The sequence below is a fragment of the Oceanobacter sp. ABM4_470 genome, from assembly GCF_056158645.1.
The window spans coordinates 206,587-232,230 of the sequence record NZ_JBSWTR010000002.1 but is presented as its reverse complement, the minus strand read 5'-3'; the positions used below and the strand labels follow the sequence as shown (position 1 = coordinate 232,230).

Sequence of the window (25,644 nt, the reverse complement as noted above, 5' to 3'; positions counted from 1 at the left end):
CAGTGAATCTCTGTAAACTGCCCGGCAACTTATGCCAGCCATTAGGTGAGCTAATGCCACTCCATGACCAATTGCCCACATTGCAAGCACTTGTGACCTTTGAGGCCGCTGCACGCCATCAGAATTTCACCGCAGCAGCGAAGGAACTGGGCACCACACAATCGGCCGTAAGCCAGCAGGTACGGGGACTGGAGCAAGAACTGGGAATTGCGCTGTTCGAGCGAATCTATCGGGGAGTGGCGCTGACCGAGAGCGGTCAGGAACTGTACAAAGTGGCCAGAGGCAGCTTGCGGGACATCGCCGATTGCAGCGAAAAACTGCGCACCCACCGCGATAAAAAAACCCTCAATGTCGCAACCGATTTCGCTTTTGCCGCTTTCTGGCTATTACCGCGACTGCCCGACTTCCGCCAACGTCACCCGGATATTGAAGTGCGCATCGTCACGTCACAGGAGCGCCATTTGCTGCTGGCCGCCGATATCGATGTCGCCATTCTGTTTTCCAGTCCGGCGGCGCACCCCAAAGCCTTACGACTGTTCGGTGAGCAGGTGATGCCCGTTTGCAGTCCAGCGTTTCTGCAACAGCATGGCCCGGTGCGCAGCCACAAGGGGCTGGCATCGCTGCCGATGCTGAAGCTGCGGGTCGACGACAGCCAATATTGGTTTCAGTGGGCCGACTACTTTGCCGCCCGCAACAGCCAGGTAGAACCGGGCGAACCGGTGCTGACGTTTGATAACTACACCCTGCTGATTCAGGCGGCGATTGCCGGTCAGGGACTGGCACTGGGCTGGAAACATCTGGTCGATGAAATGCTAAGCAATGGCCTGTTGGTCGGACTGGAAGAGTACAGCGCCCATTCAGACAACGGCTATTATCTGGTCGAACCGCAACCGGGTACCCGCTCGCTGGCCAGACAAGCATTGCTGGACTGGTTTGCAGAGATCAGGGTTTGAGAGTCGGGAGTGAGCGGGCCGCGCAGGCTCGGGAGTCGGGAGTCGGGAGTCGGGAGTCGGGAGTCAGCGGGCCGCGCAGGCTCGGGAGTCAGGGAAAACTAAAGAAAAGATACGGATGGTCGCAGTCATCGTGACTGCGACCATCCGAACCGGCAGGTGCCACCCTGCCACCAATTGGACCCGCCCGGCAACGGAGAGAACACCGGACGGGGTACTGCCATCGTGCGCGTCGTGCTGAACTTGTGGGACTACAGCTGGCAGCTAAAGTTCTCTGCCGAATCAATATCGCCACTGCCGTTGTAACGCGCTACCTGCGGGTACGGACACAGCGGACGAGTACGGTCTTCCGCCCAGTCATCCGGCAGCTCGGTGTTTTCACCACCGGCGTTATCCACACCGCGCGCGGTCGCTACCACCGCTTCTGGTGCTTCGCCCTGCTCAACCCAGGCAATCAGTGGGGTCAGCATGTCGAACTGATCGGTCGACAAACCACCACGACAATGACCCATGCCCGGTACTGCGTAGAAACGAGCAAAGGCTTCGGCGTCGCCAGTACCTTCATCAAGTGAGTCATACCAGTCGGCAGTGTCCTGCACTGAGAAAATGGCATCGGACACGCCGTGATACACCATGATCTTGCCGCCTCGATCTTTCAGCGTACTCATGTCTTGCGGGCTTGGCGGAGCCATGAAATCCATCGCCGATTCGGTGTACACATCGGTGGTGGTTTCAGTGTTGGCCGCCAGGGTATCGAGGTCAGAATCGAACACAAACGCCGAGCCATCGAAGTTGGCAATGTTGAAATCCGCCAGCTCAACCGGGGCAGTGTTGAAGATCATCGCCACTGCGCCGGAATCGCGGGTGATCGGTGCGCTGAAGTCCCAGCTCATCACGTCAGAACCGGAAATGCCGTGGTCGAACGGGAAGGAGTTATAGATGGTCTCACCGGTGGAGGTTTGCACCCCGGCGTAGACGGCTTCAATCACGTCTTTCTGCTGTTGGGTCAGACAGCTGCCATCCCGTTCGACGTCGCAGGTCGCCACATCGGTCTGAATATCAAACGCCGTCTGACAGGCCTGGAAGTCCTGCACCATGCCATCTTCCACACCGTCCAGCGCATCACATTGCTCCAGCACAGCCGCTGCCACCGTAGCGTGTTCTGCGGCAGTAAACGCGGTGCTCAAATCAGCTGTGTCGGTGCCATCAATGGTGGCATAGGCTTGTGCGCCGCCAATATTGGCCACGGCGGCTTTTGGCAAACGATAGCCCGGAGCACCGACCAGAATGCCGTCGTACTGATCGGCATAACGGGTCGCGGCCACCATGGCGTGACGACCACCGTTGGAGCAACCACCGTAATAACTGCGATCCGGGCCTTTGCCGTAGGTTTGTTCAATCACCGATTTGGCCATTGGCGTCAGTGTTCCAGCTGCCTGATAGCCGTAATCCAGACGGGCTTGTGGGTCGTAACCAAAGGTCGGCAGGCCCGGGCTATGACCGGCGTCAGAACTGATCACCGCAAAGCCCATCGACAGAGCGTTAGACAAGGAACCACCGCCGTGGGCACCTTCGGCGGTGCGTACACTGCCGTCCAGTCCACCGTTACCCTGATAGAAGAAGCGGCCATTCCAGTCGACCGGCAAGCGGATTTCAAAGCCAATGGCGTAGTCCTTGCCATCGACGTCACTGGTGCGCGGGTTCATATAGCCAGACACCAGACAGTGTTCGCCGATGGCGGTATCCGCCACGGTTAACGTGCCTGCGGCGATGGTTTCAACCGAGGTGATGGTGGTGTTGTCGTAAGCCAGCGTACCGGCCAGTGAGTCGCACGAACCGGTGAAGGTACTGGCGGTGGCAGCGCTGAGTTGTGGGATCGGGTTTGTCGCAACGTTGTTATCGCTGCTGTCGTTGTCTGAACCGCAACCGGTTAACAACACAGCCGCTACCAGTGCGGTAGCCAGCGAGGGACGAACAAACGGCATACGGCCGCTGTCCGCGTTCTGCGCGGAGTGCTGACGAGTCATTGGAAAGCTCCATCAAATTGTTTTGTTATTTTTGTTTAAGTGCAAAACAATTGTTTTTTAAAGCAATCAGTCTATCCAATAAGTTTTATATCAAAAGCCATTACATTTAACGGATATGAGAACTTCGCTCCAGACACAAAAAACCGGCACTTGGCCGGTTTTGAGACTTGCGTTTTACGTGCGCTTTGAAGGGACATAAAGGCGTTGTCAGTCGTCGCCATCACGTGCGGCACACAGCCGTGCCAACATATCCAGCAGCAGCTCTTTTTCCCCCGGACGCAACACTTTTTCCAGCTCACCTTCGTGCTGTAACACCCGCTGGCGCAGCTTTTCATAAAAACTTTCGCCGTTGTCCGTCAGGTACAAGGCGTAGGAACGACGGTCGGTGCGAGACGGCCTGCGCTCCACCAAATCGAGCTTTTCGAGCTTATCGACAGCGGCCACCATGGCCGAACGGTCGTTGCCCAGCGCCTGGGCAATGGCGGTTTGAGTACGGCCCGGGTTTTCCTTCACCAGCGTCAGTACACCAAACAGGCCCGGGCTGATGCCAAGGTCGTTACAGGCGTCTGCAAAGCTGTTGAAAAACACCATTTGAGTACGGCGTAAACGGTAGCCGATGAGTTCATGCAACATGCCAAAATCGAGGGTATCGGAGGGATTGTCAGAAGCGGACATGGGAAAAGGAAGTGCCTTGAGACAGAAACGATAATTGCCAGATTGTAGCAAACTGCAATTATAACGCCATGCAACAAAGGTGACCTTCCTGAGCCATCGCAAGCCGTTTCAGGAATTGAGTGTCGGGCGCGGAGGAAACCGACACCAGCGCCCCGGTGCAAGGGAGCTAACTGGCATCGGCTTCCAAACCGATTGCGCTAACCAGTGGTTAGTGACCAACCTGCTTGCGGTACTTCTCGATCAGGGCATTGGCCTTGTCGTACAGGCGCTGACCGTCGTCGTCCATGTCGTCAATCCAGTCATCGGTCACTGACTGCGCTTGCTTGCGCCACATGGACACTTCGGATTCTGGCAGCGTGTAGAAGCTGTTGCCGTTCTTCACAGCCACTTCACGAGCAGTGGCTTCGTAGTTATCGAACAGCTGACCAATATGCTGAGCCAGCGGAATACCGGAGTTGTTGTCGATCACCTTTTTCAAGTCGTCAGGCAGCTTGTCGTAAGCCTTCTTGTTCATGCTGAACGCAAAGAACTGGGCATACAGGCCACGCTCGCCCTTGATCTCGGTGTGATAGGTGGTTTGCTCGTGAATCTTCAGTGGCGCAACCACTTCAAACGGCAGCACCGCCACGTCCAGAACCCCTTTCGACAAGGCACTGGTCATCTGGGTCACTGGCATAAAGATCGCGCTGGCTTCAACGTTGCTGAACACCTCGGCCATGGCCTTGTTCGGCGCACGCACTTTCTGGTTGGCAAGATCCGATACCTGCTTTATCTGGCTGTTACGCGCATGCAGTGAACCTGGCGCGTGGGTGTGCAGCGCCAGAATATGGACAGAATCCAGCTCGTCCTGCATCTCGGTTTCGGCGTATTCCTGCAGCGCCATAGAGGTCGCTTCTGCGCTGGCTGGCATAAACGGCAGCTCAAACACAGACCCCTTCGGGAATCGGCCCGGCGTATAACCGGCAACGGTCCAGGTAATGTCGGCAACGCCCTTGCGCGCCTGGTCAAACAGCTGCGGTGGTTTGCCGCCCATCTGCATGGCCGGGTACACATCAATCTTGATACGACCGTCGGATTCCTTCATCACCTTGTCGGCCCAGGGTTGCAGGAACTGGCGATGCGCCATCGACATAGGCGGCAGAAAGTGATGCAGCTTGAATGAGTATTCGGGTTCAGCGGCCTGTGCATTCACTGCGGTCAGGCTGCCCAGCGTGATGCCCAACGACACCAGCAGAGTCTTGATCTTCATGGTTCACACCCAGGTTATTTTTATATTGGTTTGTGTTTCAGATTGCCGTGGCTGATGCCCGCCGTGGGCAGTCGATCAGCCGATCCATCACCAATCTGATGGCAACGAGTGTGTTTTACGCACATTGTTTATGTCAACAACAATTTGTCGTCACCATTACCTAGTCCGGGTCATCACAGGTCGTCAACACGTCACCAGACAGCGCCGTAAAGATTCCAATTTTTTATTTAAATTCAAATACTTAAGAACCCTATTCTGCCGAAAACCCGCGGCTGTAACAAAACAGGCCAGGCTGATCTGAGCCGTCCGGTCTACGCCTTTGGTCTTAGTCGTTTCAGAAATCCGTTGAAAATTGTTGTGGTACTAAACTATATTTTCAGGCAACAATAAGATCGAAGCTCAATAACCCGAGCCCGAAAACCACCGCTGATGCGGTTACTGTACTCGCCAGACACCGCCTCGATTCGGGCCAGTTACTGCAGCGCGTACCCAAGCCACAACGTTATCCACTCAAAATAAAAACGGAGATAACAATGAACTTTGAACGCCTGAACCCACTGACTGGCGACGTCGCCAGCACTGCTGTTGCCATGCAAGCCAGCGATATTGCCGCGGTAACAGAAACCGCTCAGAAAGGCTTTGAAGCCTGGTCGGAAATGGGCCCTAACGCCCGTCGTACTGTATTGCTGAAAGCCGCTGATGCACTGGCTGCCCGTCAGGCCGACTTTATTGATGCCATGGCCAACGAAATTGGCGCGACCGCTGGCTGGGCTGGCTTCAACGTTATGCTGGCCACCTCCATGCTGCGCGAAGCGGCTTCCCTGACCACCCAGATTTCCGGCGAAGTGATCCCTTCCGACAAGCCAGGCTGTTTGGCTATGGCCGTGCGCCAGCCCGTCGGCGTGATTCTGGGCATTGCGCCATGGAACGCCCCTATCATTCTGGGTGTGCGTGCTATCTCGACCGCACTGGCATGTGGCAACGCTGTAATCCTCAAGTGTTCAGAAATCTGCCCGCGCACCCACTCACTGATTATTGAAGCACTGGCCGAAGCCGGTTTCCCGGAAGGCACCGTCAACTACGTTACCAACGCACCTGCGGATGCCGGTGAGGTGGTTGGCGCCCTGATCGACGCGCCACAGGTAAAACGCATTAACTTCACCGGTTCTACAGACGTGGGTCGCATCATTGCCAAGCGCGCCGCCGAACACCTGAAGCCATGTCTGCTCGAGCTGGGCGGTAAAGCCCCGTTCGTGGTGCTGGAAGATGCCGACCTGGACGAAGCGGTAAAAGCTGCGTCCTTCGGTGCCTATATGAACCAGGGTCAGATCTGTATGTCGACCGAACGTCTGGTGGTGGTTGAGTCGGTGGCTGAAGCCTTCGCTGCCAAGCTGGCCGCCAAGGTCTCCAAAATGGAAACCGGCGATCCACGCGAAAACAACACCCCGCTGGGTGCTGTGGTGGACCTGAAAACCGCCCATAAAGTGAATGAGCTGATCGACGACGCCGTATCCAAAGGCGCGTCCATTCTGGCGGGCGGCAAAGCCGATTCCGTGCTGATGCCAGCCACCTTGCTGGGTAACGTCACCAAGGAAATGCGCATCTACAGCGAAGAAAGCTTTGGTCCGGTGTGCGCCATGATCGTGGCCAAGGATGAAGCCGATGCCATCCGTATCGCCAATGACAGCGAATACGGCCTGAGTGCTTCGGTATTTACCCAGAACACTGCCCGCGGCCTCAAAGTGGCCAAGCAAATCCATTCCGGTATTTGCCACGTTAACGGTGCCACCGTACACGACGAAGCCCAGATGCCATTTGGTGGTGTTGGCGCTTCCGGTTATGGCCGTTTTGGTGGTCAGGCTGGCATCGACCAGTTCAGCGAGCTGCGCTGGATCACCATGGAAACCGAGCCGGGTCACTATCCCATTTAAAGCGCCAATCTAAGACGCCCATTTATTACGACAAATTAATAAAACCCATTCCATCAGCGCAGCCGCCGTGGCTGTGCTGACTGACCACTGACAAGAATTTAAAAAGGTTGAGAGACATGAGCATTTACGAAAAAGACATCCCGCAGGACGAGCTGGACACCGTTGCCTTTGAAGTTGTGGATAACGTTGCCTGGGTGAGCTTCAACCGCCCGGAAAAACGCAACTGCATGAGCCCGAAGCTGAACCGCCAGATGATGCGCGTGCTGGACGAACTGGAATTCCGCGACGACGTGGGCGTACTGGTACTGACCGGTGAAGGCACTGCCTGGTCTGCCGGTATGGACCTGAAAGAATACTTCCGCGAAAACGAAGCCAAAGGTCTGGGTGCGACCCGTGGCGCCCAGCGTGAATCCTACGGCTGGTGGCGTCGCCTGCGTTGGTACCAGAAACCAACCATCGCCATGGTAAACGGCTGGTGCTTCGGTGGCGGCTACGGCCCGCTGTATTCCTGCGATTTGGCATTCGCCGCTGAAGACGTTCAATTCGGCCTGTCCGAAATCAACTGGGGCATCCTGCCAGGCGGCGGTGCCACCAAAGTGGCCACCGACCTGCTGTCGTTCCGCAACGCCATGTACCACTCATTGATGGGCGAAAACATCACCGGCAAAACCGCAGCGGAATGGGGCCTGATCAACGAAGCGGTACCGGCCAAGCAACTGAAAGAACGTGTACAGGAAGTGTGCTCCGTACTGCTGCAGAAAAACCCGGTTGCCCTGAAGGCCACCAAAGACGCCGTACGTCGGGTGCAGGAAATGACCTACGACAACGCCGAAGACTTCCTGGTACGCGCCCAGGAAGCCGCTAACTTCTTCGACAACGACGGTCGCAAGGAAGGCATCAAGCAGTTCATCGACGACAAGACCTACAAGCCAGGTCTGGGCGCTTACGACAAGTCCAAGCAAGGCCAGTAAGCCTGAAAAGCGGTTTTCAGGAACCGCACCTGCGCCACCTCATGCGCCTCAAGATGAGCCGGTTAGAGCAACAACACACAGGTAGCACCGGCCATGGATGGCCGGGCAGCGCAGTTGAAGCAGGGATGCTGAATCTGCACGTTACCGCAGGGTGTTGGCAGCCATAACCGATCAGCGAATCGGCAGCGCGAAGCGGGGTTTGCCGTCCGGACCAGGGGTAAGACCCCTGAAGAGGACCAACCCCCGCCACTGCAACACTCGCAGTACTGGCAAGACCAAAACAACAATAAGCCGTCAGGCCCCAACAACCCGAACATGGCAGCTCTGGTATGAACGCATTCGCAGCATCAGAACAAGGCGCAATGATCTCCCGCTACGACGACATCTGGCTCGTCGACGGAGCCCGCACCCCGTTCGCCGACTACACCGGCGTCCTGCGCGATGTGTCGCCTACCGATCTCGGCATTTATGCCGCCCGCGCGCTGCTCGACAAAGTTGGCAAAACGTCCGGCATTCAGGCCACAGACGTCGACTTTATTGTTGCTGGCAACGTCGCCCAGGCCAGTTACGACGCCTTCTTTATGCCTCGTCATATTGGCCTCTACGCAGGCGTGCCACAGTCAGCACCTTCCGTGCTGGTTCACAGATTATGCGGCACCGGTTTTGAAGCCATTCTGACCGCTGCCGACCAGATTACGCTGGGCAAAGCCAAGGTCGCGATGGTGGTGGGCACCGAATCCATGTCCCGCAACCCGATCGCCGCTTACACCCACCGCGCCGGTTTCCGCATGGGCCAGGTCGAATTCAAGGACTTCCTCTGGGAAGCCACCATCGACACCGCGCCGAACATCGGCATGGGCCACACGGCTGAAAACCTCGCCGTGCGTTATGGCATTTCGCGTGAAGACGTCGACGCCTATGCCGCGCGCTCTTTCGCCAATGCCGTAGCCGCCCAACAAAACGACTACTTCGATGACGAAGTGGTCTCGGTCGCAAACAGCGAATGGACGCTGGAAGGCTATCAGCCGCGCAAACTCAAGCTGGCCGACCGCGCTACGTCGTTCGAACACGACGGCCACGTGCGCCCCACCAGCCTTGAAACACTGGCCAAACTGCGTCCGGCATTCCGTTCCAGCCAATACACCGATGCCTACGACACCGGCGTTCAAACCGGTGGCAACAGCTCCGCCATTGTTGATGGCGCGGCAGCAGTACTGGTAGTCAGCGGTGACTACATGCGCGCTCACGGCCTCAAGCCGCTGGCGCGAATAGCGGGTGGTTCCGTCGTTGGCGTGCCACCAGAAATCATGGGCATTGGCCCGGCACCGGCCATTCGCTCGCTGCTGAACGACCGTGGCATGAGCGTCAACGACGTCTGCCGCTACGAAATTAACGAAGCCTTCGGGGCTCAGGTCATGGCGTGCGAACGCGAGCTGGGACTGGACCGCGAACGCCTGAATATTCACGGTGGCGCCATTGCTATCGGTCACCCGTTAGGGGTTACCGGCGTGCGCCTGACTCACACCGTTGCCCGCCAGCTGAACCAGACCGATGGCCAGTTCGCCATCTCGTCAGCCTGTGCCGGCGGCGGTCAGGGCATCGCCGTGCTGTTGGAAAAATTTGGATAATTTACAGGGTCAGCAATCATGAGTGACTACCAAGCCCCGTTAAAAGACATGCTGTTCACGCTCGACATGGTGCGTGAATACAACCAACTCGACCGCTTCGACACCCTCGCGGAGTACCCGGCGGATTTTGTCGCTGCGATTCTGGAAGAAGCCGGTAAATTCGCCAGCGGTGCACTGGCGCCACTGAATGCCAGCGGCGACGTGCAAGGCTGCCGTTTCATTGCCGACGGCGATGAAAAGGGCAAAGTCATCACCCCGGATGGCTGGAAAGAAGCCTACGCCCAGTTTGCTGAAAACGGCTGGACCGGACTGGCGCTGCCCGCCATTTACGGCGGTCAGGAATTGCCTCGCATCATCGCCCAGCCGGTGAACGAAATGTGGCTGTCGGCCAACCTGGCCTTTGTGATGTTTCAGGCGCTGACCCAGGGCGGCAGTGAAATCCTGATGCACTTTGGCACCGAGGCCCAGAAGCAAACCTATCTGGAACCCATTGTCAGCGGCCGCTGGTCGGTGGCCATGGCGCTGACCGAACCGTCTGCCGGTTCTGATCTGGCCAACACCACCACCAAAGCCATTCCACAGGGCGATGGCAGCTACAAGATCAGGGGCCAGAAGATTTTCATCACCTACGGTGAGCACGACATGGCCGAGAACATCGTCCATCTGGTGCTGGCCCGCACTCCCGATGCACCGGAAGGCAGCCGTGGTATTTCACTGTTCGCGGTGCCCAAGTTCCGCATTAACCCGGACGGCTCATTGGGCGACAGCAACGACGTGGTGTGCAGCGGCATTGAACACAAGATGGGTCTGCACGGCAGCCCTACCTGCTCGATGGCCTACGGCGACAACGACGACTGCATTGGCGAGCTGATTGGCCAGGAAAACAAGGGCCTGATGGCGATGTTTGTGCTGATGAACGAAGCCCGACTGAGCACCGGTTTGCAGGGCGTTGCCTTTGGCGAGCTGAGTTATCAACACGCTCTTGGCTATGCGCTGGAACGTACCCAGGGCGCCGACTACCAAACCGGCGAACGGGTCACCATTGCCCGTCACCCGGACGTACAACGCATGCTGTTGTCGATCGCCAGCCAGACCACCGGCTTGCGGGCGCTGGGTTACTCCATTGCCGCCTGGATCGACATGGCCGAGCAGTCCGACGACAAAAAACAGGTCGCAGCCCTGCGCGAGCGCATCGCCCTGCTGACACCGGTCATGAAAGCCTTCTCGACCGAACAGGGCAACCTGATGGCCGGTACCTGCACCCAGGTGTACGGCGGCATGGGCTTTGTTGAAGAAACCGGCGTGGCCCAGTTTATTCGTGATGCTCGTATCACCACCATTTACGAAGGCACCACCGGCATTCAGGGCCGCGACCTGATGTTCCGCAAAATCCTTGGCGACAACGGCACCGCGCTGCAAAACCTGCTGCGACAGATTTCCAGCGACGCCGACCAACTGCCGGGCGAGCTGCAAGAACTGCGTGCCGGACTGGTATCCGCCGTAGCCGCCATTCACGGCCAACTGCGCACCCTGCTGGAACTGCAACCGAACGCCAACGGCGGCATTGGCAAACAAGCCGACCAGGCTCGTTTGCACGCCGGTTCTGTACCCATGCTGGAAGCCATTGGCCGACTGTGCAGTGGCTGGCAACTGGCGCTGCTGGCCAACCTGGCCCACAAACAGGTGCAGCAAGACCGTGACCCGGCCTACCACCGCAATCAGATGGCACTGGCGAAATTCTACTTCGCCCACGGCATGCCGCAGATTCATGCCTTACTGACCACGGTTGCCAACGCCACCAGCGGCCTCAGCGAATTTGATTTTGCACTGGCGGGTGAATAAGCCCGCAGCGCAGCTCCTGACGACCAACGTCAGGATTGACCGAATAGAACATTACAATTAAAGAAGCTCAGCAGCCGCCATAAACATAAAAAAGGCGGCATGGAGAATACACAATGAACGCGGAATTTCGCCCCGTCGACGTCACGGCCCACAAGGTCACCGTTGAACATCGTGAAGATGGCAGCCAGATTGTTCGCCCACAAGGCGAGCTTGGCCAATACCCGGACCGCATTACCGACTGCCTCGACCAATGGGCAGCCAAAACCCCGGATCAGCTGTTTGTTGCCCAGCGCTGCATTAACAACCCCGAACTGAACCACTGGGAAGCCATCAGCTACGCCGAAGCCCACCAGCAAGTGCGCGCCATTGCCCAGTGGCTGTTGGACCTGCGCGTAGACGGCGAGCCGTTGGGCGTCGAGCGGCCGATCATCGTACTGTCCGGCAACAGTACCGAACACCTGTTACTGTCGCTGGCGGCCATGTACGTAGGCATTCCCTACGCACCGATTTCCACCGCCTACTCCACCATTTCGACCGACTTCGGCAAGCTGCGCCACATCGCCGGTCTGATGACGCCGGGACTGGTGTTTGCCGACAACCTTGGGCCGTACCGCAACGCCATCGACGCCGTACTGCCAGGCTTGCCAGTGCTGTCGGTGATTACCGAACACGGCGACGATAACCTCAAGGGTGAGTTGAGCCGCTTTGAACAGATCCTGGCCACCCCGGTGACCGAGGCCGTCGACATTGCCCACCAGCAAGTGACGCCGGACACCATTGCCAAAATTCTCTTTACCTCGGGTTCTACCGGCATGCCCAAAGGGGTGATTTGCCCCAACCGTATGCTGGCCTCGAATCAGGAAATTCTGGCCGACATCTTCAATTTTGTGCGTAACGAACCGCCAGTGCTGGTCGACTGGCTGCCGTGGAACCACACCTTCGGTGGCAACCACAACACCTATCTGGCGTTATACAACGGCGGCTCGCTCTACATTGACCAGGGCAAACCCACGCCAAAACTGCTGAAGCAAACGCTGGAAAACCTGCGCGAAGTGGCCCCGACCATCTACTTCAACGTGCCCAAGGGCTACGAACTGCTGGTACAGGAACTGCGCGCCAACCGCGATGTGGCCGAAAACTTCTTCAGCCGCCTCAACGTGATGTACTTCGCCGGTGCCGGCATGGCACAGCACGTCTGGGATGCACTGGATGAACTGGCAATAGAAATCACTGGCAAGAAAGTACCGATGATGACCGGCATGGGTGCCACCGAAACCGGCCCGGGTGCCTTGTTTGCCTCAATCGCCGAATGCGCCTCTGGCGTGGTAGGCACCCCGTCACCGGGTTGTGAAATCAAACTGGTACCAAACGGCGGCAAACTGGAAGCTCGCATCAAAGGCCATTCCATTACCCCGGGATACTGGCGCGATGCCGAAAAAACCGAACAGGCGTACGACGAAGAAGGCTACTACTGTCTCGGTGATGCGCTGAAATACATCGACGCCAGCGAACCCAACCGCGGTTTCCGCTTCGACGGCCGGGTATCGGAAGACTTCAAACTCGATACCGGCACCTGGGTCAGCGTCGGCGCCTTGCGCCAGCAAACCATTCACCAGTGTGCACCGTACGTGCAGGATCTGGTGGTGGCAGGCCACGACCGCAGCTACATCAGCGTGATGGTCTTCCCGGACATGGCGCAGCTGAGTAAGCTCACCGGCCTGCCACAGAGCAGCGACCCACAGGCACTGGTCGACCACCCTCACACCCGTGAGGTATTCCAGGGCCTGCTGGTTGAAATGGCTTCAGCAGCAACCGGCAGCTCCAACAAGATTGTGCGGCTGACTATCGAAGCCAACGCACCGCAGCTGGACGCCCACGAAATCACCGACAAAGGCTCGTTGAACCAGCGCTCGATTCTGGAAAACCGCTCCGACACGGTGAAGAAACTCTACGCCGATGAGCTGCAAGAGGGTGTATTGGGGCTGAAGTAATCCTTCAGCTGAGAACCCTCTGAATAACTCGATGCCACCACAGCGCATTCTCCGGAGCTGTGTTGGCAGACACTGTGCTCCCGGTCGTTTGTTGACCAAACGCCGCTTTCGCCCGGTTTTTTTGTAGTGGGAAAACCGGGCTTTTTTGCAAAGGGCTTCTGATCCCTCGGCTTTTTAGCTTTGAGCTTTTTACCGTAGGGAGAGCCCTACCCGAGCAGAAACCAGCACCCCGCACAAATAAAAGTTACATCATTTCATTCAAGAACCAATCTCGTTACCATGATGGAAAATTCCAACCCGATCATGGTGCTGATAACGAATGAAAACCCTCGCCCACACACTGCTGCTGAGCTCTGTTCTGCTTGTCTCCAACGCAGCCAACGCCCACGGCGTCTGGTTTGCTGAACGCTCCTCCAAACTGGCCGTGGTTTATGGCGATGGCGCCGAAGACCTGGATACCATCAAACGCCAGCACAAATTCCGTACGCCGATGCTGTACGACGCCAACTGGAACGCCAGCAGCACCGAACTGGTTCCAGCAGGCCCAATGCTGTTGATTGATACTGACAACAAATCAAGCGCTGTCTCGGTGGTTATGAACAACGGCATCTGGAGCAAAACTCCGGATGGTAAATGGCACGCCAAAGGCCGCGATGAAGTACCGGATTCCGTGCTGAGCCTGACCACCTTCAAATACGCCGTGCACCTGAAAGGCGAACTGAAACCCGTACCCGTGATTGAAAACCAGCGCCTGCAAATCATCCCGCTGGAACCCCAGGGCAAGCACAAACACTTCCCTCATCACCTCGGCCACGACGTAACCTATCAGGTGCTATACGAAGGTAAACCAGTCGCCGGCGCCCATGTGATCGCCGACCTGGTCACCGACCCGGATGCCAAACCCGTGATCACCGGCAAAGACGGCAAAGCCACCCTTGCCATTCGTAATCAGGGCTTGAACGTCGTCGCCGCCAGCTACGAAGGCCCAGCCATGGACCCGAAGAAAGAAGACAAGGTTGAACACCTGGCCACGTTATCGTTTTCGCTGGAGCATGAGGAAGAGTAAACAACACAACTAGAAATACGGCAGCAGGTCACAGATTCAGAATCCGGATTTGCTGCCCGAATACCTTTGTTCTGACTCGTTAACTGGCTCTGATTTTTCTCTGGCCGCTCCCCATACACTCCCTGCTTTTCTATTCAATCAAGGGAGTGTGAGATGGCCGATATTTTGGTATCCGGACGAGCAGGACGAGCGCAAGATATTCTGGGATTCCTGACAGAATCAGACATCAATCAGGTTTGCACGGCTAACGCGCTGTCTCCCAATAGCTGGGTGTTTCCCGGCACACCACTGTCACTCACAGTCGATGACTACTCCATCGATATTGCCGCGGGCTTCAATACACTCACACCCGCAGAAAAAAGTACCCTACAGCAATTGGTGGAATACACGGACAGCGAGTCCATCGCCCTGGCGGCTTTTATCAACCGCTATTTCAGCGATGAAAACCTGCAACGTCTGGATCGGGTTATCAAACAGCTTTCTTCTCAGGGAACATCCTCTTCAAATCGCTCCCCATCCAGTGCCGATAGTTACGCATCAATGAACAGCATGATTGGCGCTGCAGCCACTGCCGCTGGTGAGCGCTTGAGTCAATTCGAACAAGTTGTACTGGCGTACCAGGTGGCACTTAATCGTGTGACAAAGCTCAGCGGCTCAGGCTATGGACGCGGTCATGCTGAAAAGCTAACTAAAGCCAAACGTCTGGCTAAACTGGCATATGAGAAGTTGCAAACTGCTTATCCCAAAGAACTCGCCCGCTTTGCCCCACTGGCCATTCAGGGAAAAAACCGCGGCGATGCACTGACCGGCTATCAGCGCGGCATTACACTGGCCGAGCGAGCAGCGACATCTTCCAAAGGCAGCCATAGGCTAAATATCGTCTCCAAAGTACAGGCGTCTGAACTGGGTAAAGCCAGCAAAACCATCAACCACCTTGGTTCGGTCGCCCTGGCCGTTGATGCCGGCCTGCGGGTTAATAAAGTCCACGATGTTGCTGAAAGTGGTGGCGACTGGATGCGGGAAAGCGCCAAACAAGTCACTGGATTTGGTACGGGAGCTGCTGTGGGAACGGCAACAGGCAGGGTAACATTCGCCGCTGGTATGGCTGGGGCTGGCTGGGTTGCTGCGCAAGCGGGCTTAACTCTGGCAGGACCAGTAGGATGGGCAGTGATGGGGGTAGTTTTTGCCGGTAGCTTAGTGGCAGGCTATTTCGCAGGACAAGCGGCCGATAACTTTGGCCAAGAAAAAGCAGCATCAATATACGACAGCCAATGATTGCAGATTTCATATACAACTGGGCCGGTGGACTTTCAATGCTGACCTTTTTGGTCAGCTGGGTTCTTTTTGCGCGACTGTCTGTACCTGCGATCGACCGGCGAATGATGGCTGATGGCCATGACCGTGCTTGTCGCTGGGACCAGCTGGGGATGCGGACATTCTGGATTGCCACTGCGGTTGCCTTCCCGTACGGAAGCATTCTGAATAACAAATACGATCCTTCGATTGATGGTGAAACAGTTCACCAATACGGCAGTCGCTTCGACAGAGCCTTGGCTCTGATTTTGTCTCTTTCTGGCCTTATCTTTATTGCAATTTTGCTACTTGGGCAGCTACTGGGTTGGGACCAGTAGGCCTTGCTGACTACGAAGATCAACGTAGGCTTCAAAACAGCACGACCATGGATCACTCCAATGAATATTTATGACTGGGCATCCTTGATTCTTTTCTTCGTTGCGGCTCTTTCCTGGATGCTGTTTTCAAGCGTATCAGTGCCCAGGATTGACCGCCAGATGGAACAGAATGGCCACCCCAAAGCCTGCGGATGGGATGGCTTGGGACTGAGGACGCTCTGGATAGCCAATGTGATTTCTCTACCGTACGGCAGCATATTCAATCACAAATACGATCCCTCAATTGATGGTGAAACCGTGCGCCATTACGGCACCCGGTTCGATAAGCGATTGGGACTGACCCTGAGTATTTCTCTTTATCTCTGGTTGAGCGGAGTGCTCATTGGCGGCTTGCTAGGCCTTAGTGGGTAATTCGGGCAAAGCCGCTATACAGCATGAGCCCCGAATTTGAACCATAAAAAAGCCCCGATACCTTCTGCGGGTATCGGGGCTTTTGATTTGCTCTCTCATCAAAGCAAATTCTGTCTAACTCTGACTCATAGTATAACTGCTAACCGGGTGCTGTGGCTCGCAAATTTTACAAATGTTCAGTGAGCGCCGCCGGTGTTGGCTGGCTCTTCGCCCATCATCGACTGTTGGTAGTTTTCCAGACCAATGCGATCGATCAGCTTCAGTTGTTTCTCCAACCACCAGGCGTGGTCGATTTCGGTGTCGTCCAGCATTTTCAGCAGGATGTCGCGGGTGACGTAATCCTGAACGGATTCGCAGTAAGCCATCACTTCGCGCAGGTCGTCGACTACCTTGTATTCCAGGTCCAGGTCGCTTTTCAGCATTGCTGGAACGTCTTTGCCAACGTTGATATCAACGCGGGTCACCATGTCTGGAATACCGCCCAGGAACAGGATGCGGTTGATCAGTTCAGAGGCGTGTTCACGCTCGTCGAAGAATTCGTGGTCGATGCGCTCGTACAGTTTCCACAGGCCCCAGTCGGCGTACATGCGGGAGTGGATAAAGTACTGGTCCATGGCAGACAGTTCACCGGCCAGCAGCATGTTCAGTTTTTCAATTACTTGAGGATTACCTTTCATGTGTCTGTCCTTCAGTCGTCGCTCATCATGGATTGCAAGTAGTTCTGGATGCCCGTCTGTTCGATCAGGTGCTGCTGGGTTTCGATCCAGTCGAAGTGTTCTTCTTCGTATTCCAGGATCTCTTTCAGCAGTTCACGGCTAACGAAGTCGCTGACGGATTCACAGTAGGCAATGGCTTCACGCAGCAGGGTCATTTGCTCGTCGATCTGATCCATATCGCACTGCAGCATTTCTTCGGTGTGTTCACCAACGCGCAGACGATTCAGTTTTTGCAGATTCGGCAGGCCTTCGAGGAACAAAACACGCTCGATCAATTCGTCGGCCTGTTTCATATCCTTGATGGATTTCTTGTAGCACTTCTCATTCAGCTCTTCGAAGCCCCAGTTTTTGTACATGCGTGCATGCAGGAAATACTGGTTAATGGAAGTAAGTTCGATGGTGAGTACCTGGTTCAGGTATTCGATAACCTTGCTATCGCCTTTCATACCCTATCGCCCTGTGAATTAATTATTGAGGTGGAGTTTAGGGCTTAAAAATGAATTCAACAAGTAAAGAAATATAATAAGGCGTTATTTGATAATTTATGAGCAAATGTATTTGATATCGAATATCAAATACATTCACAAGCACATTTAAAGAAGATTCAAATCATTGATTTTAAAGGGTTTTTTAAATTTAACATATAGATATTTATTAAACCCATTCCCACCCACAAACAAGAAAGATTAGCGTTTTGGTTTCATTCCGGTCTGATAGCTGCCATCGGAATGAAATCGCACACACTCATTGCGATTCTTTCCCAACAATATCGGTTCGTCATCGACAAACAGAAAGTTTTTCCAGTGCTGTTGAAATATATCCCAACGGGTTTGTACAACATGGTCGACGTCGTAACAGAAAAATACGGTTACGTTACTTTCCCATTGGATATGTTCGGCCAGAGCTTCCGGTAATTCCTGACTATCGCTGTCCCAGGCCGCTTCCCAGTTTTCCTTGTCGTTCCAGACGCCGTTATGGGAAGGCCAATCATCACCGAGGAAATTCACCGCGTGGGCGGCTTCCTTGCTGATATGGGTTTTCCAATATTGATTGGCGGCGTTTTTGGCCAGCGGTCGAATCAGTTCCAGATGCTCGGACGGGATGGGCAGTTCGCGGTGGCGGAAAATCCAGCCCCATTTAAAGTCGCTGAGCGGAACGTAATTCATAGTGAGTCCTGAAGATTGGGTCGAGAGTAGAGAAGTCAGCAGGGTAGCAAAAAAGTCTGCGAGTGTCGGGGGTCGAGTGTAGTGCGGGCCGCGCAGGCTCGGGTGTCGGGCAATATGGTGGGAGAGAGCTTGCTCTCGATGCCTGGCACCAGAACCGGTGTCAGATGGCAGCTAGGGACCCTCTGAATAACTCGGTGCCCGCTCTGGATGACAGGGCGACGCTGAATCACGAAGCTGATTTGCAGGCCTGACGGGTCAAGTCAAAAATCAGTGACACAGAGTCAGCAATGCCCTGTCTTCCCCGTTGGGCGCGGCCTGCAGGCCGCCATAACGGCGTTGGCGAATTTGGAAAGGGCCAGCCATTCCGCTGCATTCGCCGCCTTGTTCTGACAACCAGCAGGACTCGCGCAGAGCTGTGCAGAGTTATTCAGAGGGTCCCTCGAATGAATTCGCTCCTACGTACCCCAGAGCCATGACCTGCAAGCGCTACAAACACAAACGCCCGCAGGATTGCTCCGGCGGGCGTTTATCTTCTGTGGGTAGGGTGCGCACTGCGCACCGCTCCCTGGATCGACTCTGCAAGGTGTGCGCTGCACACCTATACATCACCTTCAGGAATTAATCCTTGAAGGTGTTTTTGGCGATGAATTCCTGCACGGTTTTCAGGTCCGCTGGCAGCACGTCTACGCGCTCTTCGCGGTCCATCAGGTCGGCCAGGTGATGCGGCAGTTTTGGCATCTCGTAACCGGCACGCAGAACCGCTTCCTCGAATTTCACCGGGTGGGCGGTGCCCAGGGTGATCATCGGGATGTTCTTGTTGCGACGGCATTCACGAGCGGCTTTTACGCCAATCGCAGTGTGTGGGTCCAGCAGGTAGCCGGATTCACCGAATACCTGTTGCATGGTTTCTACCACCACGTCTTCGGTCACGGCGTAGCTGTCGAATACTTCGCGGGCTTTGCCCAGCTTCTCTTCAGACAGTTCCACTTCAACGCTGCGGTCGGCCATTTTGCCCATCAGTTCAGACATGACGGCGCCATCGCGGTCGTACAGGTCGAACAGCAGACGTTCGAAGTTGGAAGACACCGCAATGTCCATGGACGGCGTGATGGTGTGCTTCAGCGGCTCAACCTTGTACAGGTTGTTGCTCATCAGACGGTGCAACACGTCGTTTTCGTTGGTGGCAATGATCAGCTGTTCAACAGGCAGACCCATCTTCCTGGCCATGTAACCGGCGAAGATGTCACCGAAGTTACCGGTTGGTACGGAGTACGCCATTGGACGAACCGGACCACCCAGGTTCAGCGCGGAATAGAAGTAGTAAACGATCTGGGACATGATGCGCGCCCAGTTGATACTGTTTACTGCAACCAGCTTGCGCTCGCCACGCAGGAAGGCCTGGTCACCGAAGGAGGCTTTGACCATGTCCTGGGCCTGGTCGAAGTTACCTTCGATGGCGATGTTGTGGATGTTGTCGCCTTCAACCGTGGTCATCTGACGACGCTGAACTTCGGATACCTTACCGTGCGGGTGCAGGATGAAGATATCGACGTTCTTACAGGTCTTGGTGCCTTCAATGGCGGCGGAACCGGTGTCACCGGAGGTCGCACCCATGATCACGACTTTTTCGTCGCGCTTGGCCAGTACGTAGTCCAGCAGCTGACCCAGCATTTGCAGGGCGAAGTCCTTGAACGCCAATGTCGGGCCGTGGAACAGCTCTAGAACGTATTCGTTGTGGTCGATCTGCTGCACAGGGGCGATGGCCTTGTGGCCGAATACGTCGTTGTTGTAGACGGATTCCAGCATCTCTTTCAGCGCGTCGGATTCCACACAGCCTTCAACGAACGGGTAAATCACCTTGTGAGCCAGTTCGGTGTAAGGCAGGTCGCGCCAGGACTCAATCTCTTCCAGAGAGAACTGTGGCACTTCCTTCGGTACGTACAGACCGCCATCAGCGGCCAGACCGGTTAACAGAACGTCGTCAAACGCCAGCTCTGGCGCATTACCCCGAGTGGAGATGTATTTCATCATGGTGTGAAACCCGAATGCTTTGAATATGAGCAGCCAGGGACGGCCAATTCGAGGGAATGAACCCGCCCCTGAACAGAAAGTGCGCTAGTGTACCCGCTTTGGGCAAAGAGTGCAGTGCCGGTCTTGCACCGGCACGGCTTAGCCCTGGGTCTGAACCAGATTCTGCAATGATTGAATGCTGGCGCTGAGGTCGGTACGGGCCGGATTTTCGCGTACCACGGAGGAAATCAGACGCAGGGCTTCCTTATAGTTGCGCTGGTCAATTTCCAGTTGGGCACGGCCCAGCATGGCGCGTTCACGCACGCGGTCGATGGATTCTGCCCGCAGGTAGATCATGCCCGCCTGTTGATAACGTTGCTTGTCGGCCAGCAATTGCGCCAGCAGCAACAAGGCATCGCCATTGCCCGGGTGGCGGTCCACCGCTTGTTTGAGCAGTTTTTCGGCCTGGGTCGACTTGCCTTCGGCCATCGCCAGACGGGCTTCGCTGATGGCCAGACGGCCACCGGCCTGTTTAGGCAGGTCTTTCTTGTTGACCTTGGCCAGCAGCGAGCGCAGCGCTTTCCAGCGTTCTTCACTGGCCAGCCAGTCGGCGGTCTGAATCAGGGTATTCACCGCACCGCGAGATTGCTTGCCGGTCAGCAGACGACGATCGGTCAACAGCTCAATGGTGCGATCAAGGCTGCCATAACGGCTGTGCAGCTGCGCCGCGGTGAGCATGTTCGACGGCTTGTTGTCGCCCAGCATCATGGCGTATTCCAAACTGCTGAGGGCTTCGTTGTAGCGGTCCTGACGCAGTGCAATCTGGCTGCGAATCAGCCAGAACTCGGCGCTGTCCGGGGTGCTGGCAATCAGTTCTTCCACCAGTCCCTGAGCCTGATCAAACGCCTGGCTGCGAGTCAGTGCAAACAACAAACCCCGCGCCCATTGTTTGTTTTCGGCATCGAGGAACAGTGCTTGCTGGTAGCCGGAAACCGCTGCCGCCGCGTTGTCCATTTGCAGGTTTACGTAGGCCAGCTGACCAAACAACTGGGCTTCTTGTCCCCCCAGCGCCAATGCTTTTTGCAGGTGCTGACGGGCGGCTTTGAAGTTCTGGTTTTTCATGTAAATCATGGCCAGTCCGCGGTGCGCCGGAGCACTGTCGGACTTCAGCTCAATGACGCGCTTCAGCGAGCTTTCAGCGGCCTTGAATTTATCCAGGGTCAGCAGAATCTGGCCACGCAGCAACGCCATGCGCACCGAGTCCTGATCCGCCGGACGAGCGTTCAACAGCGTCAGTGCCTGACTGTATTGTTTCTGGTCCAGCAGCGGTTGCAGCTCACGCGCCAGCGTGCGCTCTTCCGGGCTCAGCTCGTCGGCGGTTGACGGCAACCCGCGGGTATCAATCACGAAAGACCAGCTCTGGTCCGGCATCACCAGCGCCACATCGCTGATTGGCGCTTCGAACATGCCGTTGTCGCCAACGCCGCGCTCCATGCCACGGTCGCCGCGCGGTTTGGCCGCTTCACTCGGTTGGCTGAACAGGCTCGACGCCAACAGCACGGAACCGGCCAGAATCAGGCTCAGGGTCTTGCCAGCAAAGGGCAAGGAAGAAACATCAGACGGCTGGGTTTTGTTCAGATTTAACACGTTTTCAAGCCTCAATTTCCAATGGCCACACGAAGCGGGCCCGGACCTTTTTCTGGTCCTTGGTCGGCGCGCTGAATCGGCTGGTGCGAATCAGACGGCGAATTTCAGGTTCCATTTGCGGATAGTCGTTCTTGATGATGCGGTTCAGCGTCAGCTTGCCCTTTTCATCAATGGTGATGTCCAGTTGTAACGACAGCCGTTTGACGCCCTGACGGGTCAGGCTGCGTGGCAAGGTGATGCTCACCGGTGTCAGCAGGGTTGGCAGCTGGTCCAGCTCGTTCAGACCAAAGGTGCTGAAGTCGGGAGCCATTTCGGTCAGCTGCACATCCGGCATGCTGAAATCAGGGGCATCGAGATTGCCAAGGTCGATATTTTTCGGCACATCCAGGTTCGGCAACGCCGGGCCTGCACCACTGACCGCCAGTTCCAGCACCATGTCGTTTTGTGGTGGCGTCACCGCCGCCGGTGGTGGTGGCGGAGGTGGTGGCGGCGCCATGCTGATATTACGAACCTCCAGCGTCGGCGATACCTGTTCTTCCAGTCCCTGCCCCAACAGCAGCAGCAACATCAGTACCGCAATCAGCCCAAGCCCGAGCACTGCCGCAATCAGATGACGACGAACGCCATGGCGACCGGCCGGGCCTGCTTCAACAGAAAGATGCTCGGCCATATCAGTCTCGCAGGGCTGCAATGCTGACGGCCGGAGCACCGGCCAGTTTGGCTTCGTCAATCACGGCTAACAGACGTTCGGTTACGACGTTTTTGTCGGCCTGAATCACCACCGGCTTCTCAGAGCGCTGCTGCAAGTCGGCCACCAGTGCCCGTACGCCTTCAACACCAATGTTGCTGCCGTCGTAGACCACTTCACCGGTGTCCGTCACCGCAATCAGAATGACGTTACGCTCCAGCGTGGCTGCCGATACCGCTTGCGGTTTATCCACTTCAACACCGGTTTCGCGCACGAACACCGTGGTCACAATAAAGAAGATCAGCAGAATAAAAACCACATCCAGCAGCGGCGACATATCAATGCCTTGCGGCTGCTGTTGTTCCAGTCGTTGTTGCAATCTGGCCTGCATGATCAGGACTCCTGGCGGGCCAGCGCACGCTGTGGCAGGTGTTGCAGAATCCACGCCGGGATGGCGCACAGCAGTCCCAGTTGGGTGGTCAGCAAGGCATCACCGATGCCGGCACTGAACAGGGTCACCCCGGTGGCACCGGCCGACATCGCCTTGAAGCAGCCCAACAAACCCATGATGGTGCCCAGCAGGCCCAGCAGCGGCAGGGCGCTGGTGAGCGTGCGGGTAATCTGGTCTTCTTTCTGGGCGTGCAGTTCACCGGCCATCCATTGCAGCGCCATGCGGTGATAACAGAACAACGCAGTGGCCAGAATGACCCAGCACATGGCGCTATGGGCCATATCGGAAAACACTTCAATATTCATCGTTCGCGCTCCTTATGCCGGTTGAGCAACGGCGTCGCTGGATGCAGCGCCCTGTTCCGGTTTGATCACTTGTTCGTCACTGGCCAGTACCAGGGCGAAGTTTTCCAGCTGCTGGTAGTAGGATTTGGCGCGACGGGACAGCAGTGAGTGAATCACCAACGCCGGGATGGCAACCACCAGACCCAGTTCGGTGGTGATCAGCGCCTGGGCGATTCCGCCAGACACCACTTCCGGGTTACCACTGCCAAACAGCGTCATCATGCGGAAGGTTTCGATCATGCCGCTGACCGTCCCCAACAGACCCAGCAGCGGTGCGACCGAAGCAGTCACGGCCACCGCGGTGAGGCGTTTTTCCAGCTGGTGACGGTCCTGACCCAGTTGCAGCAGCAACTGGTCATCGCGCTCGGCGGCGCTGTCGCTGTGCTGTGCCAGTTCCAGCAAACGGGCCTGCATGCTGCCTTTTGGCAGGGCATCCCCCTGACCTTGCAGCAGTTTCACCACGCCGTTTTTGGAAATCTGACGCACCGCTGGCAAGCGCAGCAGCTGCACGGCTTTCAGAACCGCGATCACCAAAGCCACCAGTGCGAACAGCAGAATTGGCATCGCCCACAAACCGCCACGCTCGACGTGTTCCAGCAGGCTTTCGCTCGGGGCATTGGCCTGGGTGTTCAGAGATGGGTCAAAGCGGATGCTGCCATTGCCGGTTTGTTGCACCGAGGTCAGCGCCGACGAGGACTCTGGCGACAATGCTTCCAGTACCTGCCACTCGCCTTCCTGTTCCGCCACCCGGTAGGCGCTGGCGCCATCCAGAGCCCAGTGCAGCGGGCCGGTATCGAGTTGTTTCAGTGAGCGGATATCACCGGATGGCAATACCACGTCGCGGCTCTGCCAATGCGGCGTCAACCAGTTTTCCACCTGCGCAGAGGTGCGTAGCAGTTGCAGGGTTTTGTCATCCAGCGTGGACTCCTGCCCCAGCTCGGCACCTTGTGAACGCAGGTACTGTTGAATCAGGTTGAGCTGGTAGTTGTTCTGGGCGCTCCACTCTTTCAGGCGGCCCTGCAACTGGTCGAGGCTGAGGTTGCGTTCGTCCGCCAGACGGCGCGCCGCTTCGCTTTCCTTACGCAGGGCAATGACATCGCGCTCCAGCGCGTTCAACTGCTTGGTCAGTTTGTTTTGTTCATTGGTCACCGTACGCTCGGTGCGGGCCAACTGGGCCTGGGACTGCTTGATGCGCTCGCTCATTTGCGCTTCCAGCGACGCCGCCTGAACCGCGGAGCCTGCTACCAGCGCCAGACTCGCCAGCGTCAATCGGGATAGCCAGTTCATTATTCGCCCTCCGTGGTGGTAATGGTGGTGGCGTCTTGTCCCATTGTCAGGGAGTCAGACAGTGCCAAAGGCAGGGACACAGGTTCGGTAGGCACCTGTGAGTTGGCGGCATCGATGGCAGCCAGTACCGCTTGCGGGTCGATGGCCGGGTCCTGCAACCACTGCCATTCACCATCCACTACCCGGCCAACGCCGCTGTAGCTGCCATCGGCGCTGACAAACCAGGCCTGCGCCAGCCCCAGATACAGCTGCTTGACCAACACATCGTCACTGCCACTGGCAGCACCCACGGTGGCCGCAGGCAAACGTGCGGACACCACAGTAAGACGATCATTGAATTCTTCCAGACGGCTCAGACGCGCCAGCTGACGACGCAACAACTCCGAAGGTTCAACCTCGTCGTCGTTCATCCAGTCTTGCTGCAACGGTGGTGGCAACATCGAGAAATAGCCATCCAGACGGGACTTCAGCGACTGGGTCACTTCGGTGATACGAGCCTGATCCTGCTCAACCTGGGTCTGCTTTTCGAGCAGGGCAATGCGCTGTTCATCAACGTCGTTGCTGCTGGTTTTGCTGCGTTTGATCACCTCGGACAGTTCGCTTTTCTCGGCTTTCAGCAAGCTGATGCGCTGTTCCAGCACCGGCTTTTGCTGCCGCCAGCTCTGTTCAATGTGACTGGCCTGTTGCTCGGTCATCAACCACTGGCGGGATAAACCGTCCAGTTGACGCACTACATCGTCGCCATGAGAAGTACCAAAAGACAGCAGCAAGGTCGCTGCCAGCAGGGGTTTGGAAGGGAATCTGTTCACTGAATCGTCCTGTCGTGTTGACCGAGGCAGATGAGAAAGTCGACCGGCGGCCAAGCTGAAGTCGTGCCTGATAGGAAGCGATTATTTCGTGAACAGACTCATTTGTAAATAAAAATGGTTTGCATTTGTGCGAGTGCAAAGATATGTTGCCACC

General features: G+C 56.4%; 23 protein-coding genes. 10 read left to right on the top strand and 13 right to left on the bottom strand.

Translation table 11 applies throughout. The features are described from left to right. The first annotated feature begins 53 nt into the window (after nt 1-53). The gene (locus ACXADJ_RS17780) at nt 54-953 is read left to right on the top strand and encodes a choline sulfate utilization transcriptional regulator (protein ID WP_475068632.1); all 900 of its coding nucleotides are present in this window, start codon (nt 54-56) and stop codon (nt 951-953) included. A 248-nt stretch (nt 954-1,201) separates the two neighbouring features. On the opposite strand, the gene ACXADJ_RS17775 is transcribed toward ACXADJ_RS17780, so the two are convergent. The 3 genes from ACXADJ_RS17775 to ACXADJ_RS17765 form a co-directional block, all read right to left on the bottom strand. After that, the gene (locus ACXADJ_RS17775) at nt 1,202-2,977 is read right to left on the bottom strand and encodes a tannase/feruloyl esterase family alpha/beta hydrolase (RefSeq protein WP_475068630.1); all 1,776 of its coding nucleotides are present in this window, start codon (nt 2,975-2,977) and stop codon (nt 1,202-1,204) included. A 207-nt stretch (nt 2,978-3,184) separates the two neighbouring features. Further along, nucleotides 3,185-3,652 (bottom strand): MarR family winged helix-turn-helix transcriptional regulator, encoded by a 468-nt coding sequence (locus tag ACXADJ_RS17770; protein WP_475068628.1) that lies wholly within the window; start codon nt 3,650-3,652, stop codon nt 3,185-3,187. A gap of 208 nt (nt 3,653-3,860) precedes the next feature. Continuing rightward, nucleotides 3,861-4,901 (bottom strand): TRAP transporter substrate-binding protein, encoded by a 1,041-nt coding sequence (locus ACXADJ_RS17765; protein WP_475068626.1) that lies wholly within the window; start codon nt 4,899-4,901, stop codon nt 3,861-3,863. A gap of 533 nt (nt 4,902-5,434) precedes the next feature. Here ACXADJ_RS17765 and ACXADJ_RS17760 point away from each other — a divergent pair. From ACXADJ_RS17760 to ACXADJ_RS17720, 9 genes are all read left to right on the top strand, one after another. After that, entirely contained in the window at nt 5,435-6,832 is a 1,398-nt protein-coding gene (locus ACXADJ_RS17760; RefSeq protein WP_475068623.1) for an aldehyde dehydrogenase, read from the top strand. Between the two features lie 116 nt (nt 6,833-6,948). Beyond that, nucleotides 6,949-7,803, top strand: coding sequence for a p-hydroxycinnamoyl CoA hydratase/lyase (locus ACXADJ_RS17755; protein ID WP_051219238.1), 855 nt, complete (start codon nt 6,949-6,951; stop codon nt 7,801-7,803). A 329-nt stretch (nt 7,804-8,132) separates the two neighbouring features. Beyond that, nucleotides 8,133-9,431, top strand: coding sequence for a thiolase family protein (locus ACXADJ_RS17750; protein WP_475068620.1), 1,299 nt, complete (start codon nt 8,133-8,135; stop codon nt 9,429-9,431). A gap of 18 nt (nt 9,432-9,449) precedes the next feature. Beyond that, the gene (locus ACXADJ_RS17745) at nt 9,450-11,273 is read left to right on the top strand and encodes an acyl-CoA dehydrogenase (protein ID WP_475068617.1); all 1,824 of its coding nucleotides are present in this window, start codon (nt 9,450-9,452) and stop codon (nt 11,271-11,273) included. Nucleotides 11,274-11,386: 113 nt separating this feature from the next. Further along, entirely contained in the window at nt 11,387-13,264 is a 1,878-nt protein-coding gene (locus tag ACXADJ_RS17740; protein ID WP_475068614.1) for a feruloyl-CoA synthase, read from the top strand. A gap of 319 nt (nt 13,265-13,583) precedes the next feature. Then, nucleotides 13,584-14,330, top strand: coding sequence for a DUF4198 domain-containing protein (locus ACXADJ_RS17735; RefSeq protein WP_475068612.1), 747 nt, complete (start codon nt 13,584-13,586; stop codon nt 14,328-14,330). A 153-nt stretch (nt 14,331-14,483) separates the two neighbouring features. After that, nucleotides 14,484-15,605: a hypothetical protein gene (locus ACXADJ_RS17730; RefSeq protein WP_475068610.1), complete on the top strand. Its 1,122-nt coding sequence runs from the start codon at nt 14,484-14,486 to the stop codon at nt 15,603-15,605. Beyond that, complete coding sequence (locus ACXADJ_RS17725; protein ID WP_475068608.1) at nt 15,602-15,961, top strand: hypothetical protein; 360 nt, start codon at nt 15,602-15,604, stop codon at nt 15,959-15,961. Before ACXADJ_RS17730 ends, ACXADJ_RS17725 begins: the two co-directional genes overlap by 4 nt. Nucleotides 15,962-16,021: 60 nt before the next feature. Further along, complete coding sequence (locus tag ACXADJ_RS17720) at nt 16,022-16,372, top strand: hypothetical protein (RefSeq protein ID WP_475068605.1); 351 nt, start codon at nt 16,022-16,024, stop codon at nt 16,370-16,372. Nucleotides 16,373-16,548: 176 nt separating this feature from the next. Here the strand turns inward: ACXADJ_RS17720 and bfr (ACXADJ_RS17715) are convergent, their stop codons facing one another. The 10 genes from bfr (ACXADJ_RS17715) to ACXADJ_RS17670 all read right to left on the bottom strand — a co-directional run bounded on the left by bfr (ACXADJ_RS17715) (nt 16,549) and on the right by ACXADJ_RS17670 (nt 25,490). Then, on the bottom strand, nt 16,549-17,049 hold the full coding sequence (gene bfr, locus ACXADJ_RS17715; protein WP_028293604.1) for a bacterioferritin: 501 nt from the start codon (nt 17,047-17,049) through the stop codon (nt 16,549-16,551). Nucleotides 17,050-17,060: 11 nt separating this feature from the next. Continuing rightward, entirely contained in the window at nt 17,061-17,534 is a 474-nt protein-coding gene (gene bfr / locus ACXADJ_RS17710) for a bacterioferritin (protein WP_028293605.1), read from the bottom strand. A gap of 240 nt (nt 17,535-17,774) precedes the next feature. Further along, complete coding sequence (locus ACXADJ_RS17705; protein WP_028293606.1) at nt 17,775-18,254, bottom strand: DUF2947 domain-containing protein; 480 nt, start codon at nt 18,252-18,254, stop codon at nt 17,775-17,777. Nucleotides 18,255-18,872: 618 nt separating this feature from the next. After that, nucleotides 18,873-20,282 carry a threonine synthase gene (thrC, locus tag ACXADJ_RS17700; RefSeq protein WP_475069135.1) on the bottom strand — a complete coding sequence of 470 codons (1,410 nt, stop codon included), beginning with the start codon at nt 20,280-20,282 and terminating at the stop codon, nt 18,873-18,875. A 141-nt stretch (nt 20,283-20,423) separates the two neighbouring features. Further along, nucleotides 20,424-21,911, bottom strand: coding sequence for a tetratricopeptide repeat protein (locus ACXADJ_RS17695; RefSeq protein WP_475068601.1), 1,488 nt, complete (start codon nt 21,909-21,911; stop codon nt 20,424-20,426). 4 nt (nt 21,912-21,915) lie between these two features. Further along, nucleotides 21,916-22,581, bottom strand: coding sequence for a hypothetical protein (locus ACXADJ_RS17690; protein WP_475068599.1), 666 nt, complete (start codon nt 22,579-22,581; stop codon nt 21,916-21,918). A gap of 1 nt (nt 22,582) precedes the next feature. Next, nucleotides 22,583-22,990, bottom strand: a complete 408-nt coding sequence (locus ACXADJ_RS17685; RefSeq protein ID WP_028293608.1) for an ExbD/TolR family protein — start codon at nt 22,988-22,990, stop codon at nt 22,583-22,585. A 2-nt stretch (nt 22,991-22,992) separates the two neighbouring features. Further along, nucleotides 22,993-23,355: a MotA/TolQ/ExbB proton channel family protein gene (locus ACXADJ_RS17680; RefSeq protein ID WP_051219245.1), complete on the bottom strand. Its 363-nt coding sequence runs from the start codon at nt 23,353-23,355 to the stop codon at nt 22,993-22,995. A gap of 12 nt (nt 23,356-23,367) precedes the next feature. Then, complete coding sequence (locus ACXADJ_RS17675) at nt 23,368-24,681, bottom strand: MotA/TolQ/ExbB proton channel family protein (RefSeq protein ID WP_475068596.1); 1,314 nt, start codon at nt 24,679-24,681, stop codon at nt 23,368-23,370. After that, complete coding sequence (locus ACXADJ_RS17670; RefSeq protein ID WP_475068594.1) at nt 24,681-25,490, bottom strand: DUF3450 family protein; 810 nt, start codon at nt 25,488-25,490, stop codon at nt 24,681-24,683. Before ACXADJ_RS17670 ends, ACXADJ_RS17675 begins: the two co-directional genes overlap by 1 nt. Between the last annotated feature and the right edge of the window lie 154 nt (nt 25,491-25,644).

Bases quoted from the DNA above. Each gene is read 5' to 3' on its own strand.
- ACXADJ_RS17685 (WP_028293608.1), bottom strand. From the start codon at position 22,990: ATGCAGGCCAGATTGCAACAACGACTGGAACAACAGCAGCCGCAAGGC.
- ACXADJ_RS17745 (WP_475068617.1), top strand. From the start codon at position 9,450: ATGAGTGACTACCAAGCCCCGTTAAAAGACATGCTGTTCACGCTCGAC.
- ACXADJ_RS17720 (WP_475068605.1), top strand. From the start codon at position 16,022: ATGAATATTTATGACTGGGCATCCTTGATTCTTTTCTTCGTTGCGGCT.
- ACXADJ_RS17770 (WP_475068628.1), bottom strand. From the start codon at position 3,652: ATGTCCGCTTCTGACAATCCCTCCGATACCCTCGATTTTGGCATGTTG.
- ACXADJ_RS17760 (WP_475068623.1), top strand. From the start codon at position 5,435: ATGAACTTTGAACGCCTGAACCCACTGACTGGCGACGTCGCCAGCACT.
- ACXADJ_RS17765 (WP_475068626.1), bottom strand. From the start codon at position 4,901: ATGAAGATCAAGACTCTGCTGGTGTCGTTGGGCATCACGCTGGGCAGC.
- thrC (WP_475069135.1), bottom strand. From the start codon at position 20,282: ATGAAATACATCTCCACTCGGGGTAATGCGCCAGAGCTGGCGTTTGAC.
- ACXADJ_RS17725 (WP_475068608.1), top strand. From the start codon at position 15,602: ATGATTGCAGATTTCATATACAACTGGGCCGGTGGACTTTCAATGCTG.
- ACXADJ_RS17735 (WP_475068612.1), top strand. From the start codon at position 13,584: ATGAAAACCCTCGCCCACACACTGCTGCTGAGCTCTGTTCTGCTTGTC.
- ACXADJ_RS17755 (WP_051219238.1), top strand. From the start codon at position 6,949: ATGAGCATTTACGAAAAAGACATCCCGCAGGACGAGCTGGACACCGTT.
- ACXADJ_RS17690 (WP_475068599.1), bottom strand. From the start codon at position 22,581: ATGGCCGAGCATCTTTCTGTTGAAGCAGGCCCGGCCGGTCGCCATGGC.
- bfr (WP_028293605.1), bottom strand. From the start codon at position 17,534: ATGAAAGGCGATAGCAAGGTTATCGAATACCTGAACCAGGTACTCACC.
- ACXADJ_RS17675 (WP_475068596.1), bottom strand. From the start codon at position 24,681: ATGAACTGGCTATCCCGATTGACGCTGGCGAGTCTGGCGCTGGTAGCA.
- ACXADJ_RS17730 (WP_475068610.1), top strand. From the start codon at position 14,484: ATGGCCGATATTTTGGTATCCGGACGAGCAGGACGAGCGCAAGATATT.
- ACXADJ_RS17780 (WP_475068632.1), top strand. From the start codon at position 54: ATGCCACTCCATGACCAATTGCCCACATTGCAAGCACTTGTGACCTTT.
- ACXADJ_RS17705 (WP_028293606.1), bottom strand. From the start codon at position 18,254: ATGAATTACGTTCCGCTCAGCGACTTTAAATGGGGCTGGATTTTCCGC.
- bfr (WP_028293604.1), bottom strand. From the start codon at position 17,049: ATGAAAGGTAATCCTCAAGTAATTGAAAAACTGAACATGCTGCTGGCC.
- ACXADJ_RS17750 (WP_475068620.1), top strand. From the start codon at position 8,133: ATGAACGCATTCGCAGCATCAGAACAAGGCGCAATGATCTCCCGCTAC.
- ACXADJ_RS17680 (WP_051219245.1), bottom strand. From the start codon at position 23,355: ATGAATATTGAAGTGTTTTCCGATATGGCCCATAGCGCCATGTGCTGG.
- ACXADJ_RS17740 (WP_475068614.1), top strand. From the start codon at position 11,387: ATGAACGCGGAATTTCGCCCCGTCGACGTCACGGCCCACAAGGTCACC.
- ACXADJ_RS17775 (WP_475068630.1), bottom strand. From the start codon at position 2,977: ATGACTCGTCAGCACTCCGCGCAGAACGCGGACAGCGGCCGTATGCCG.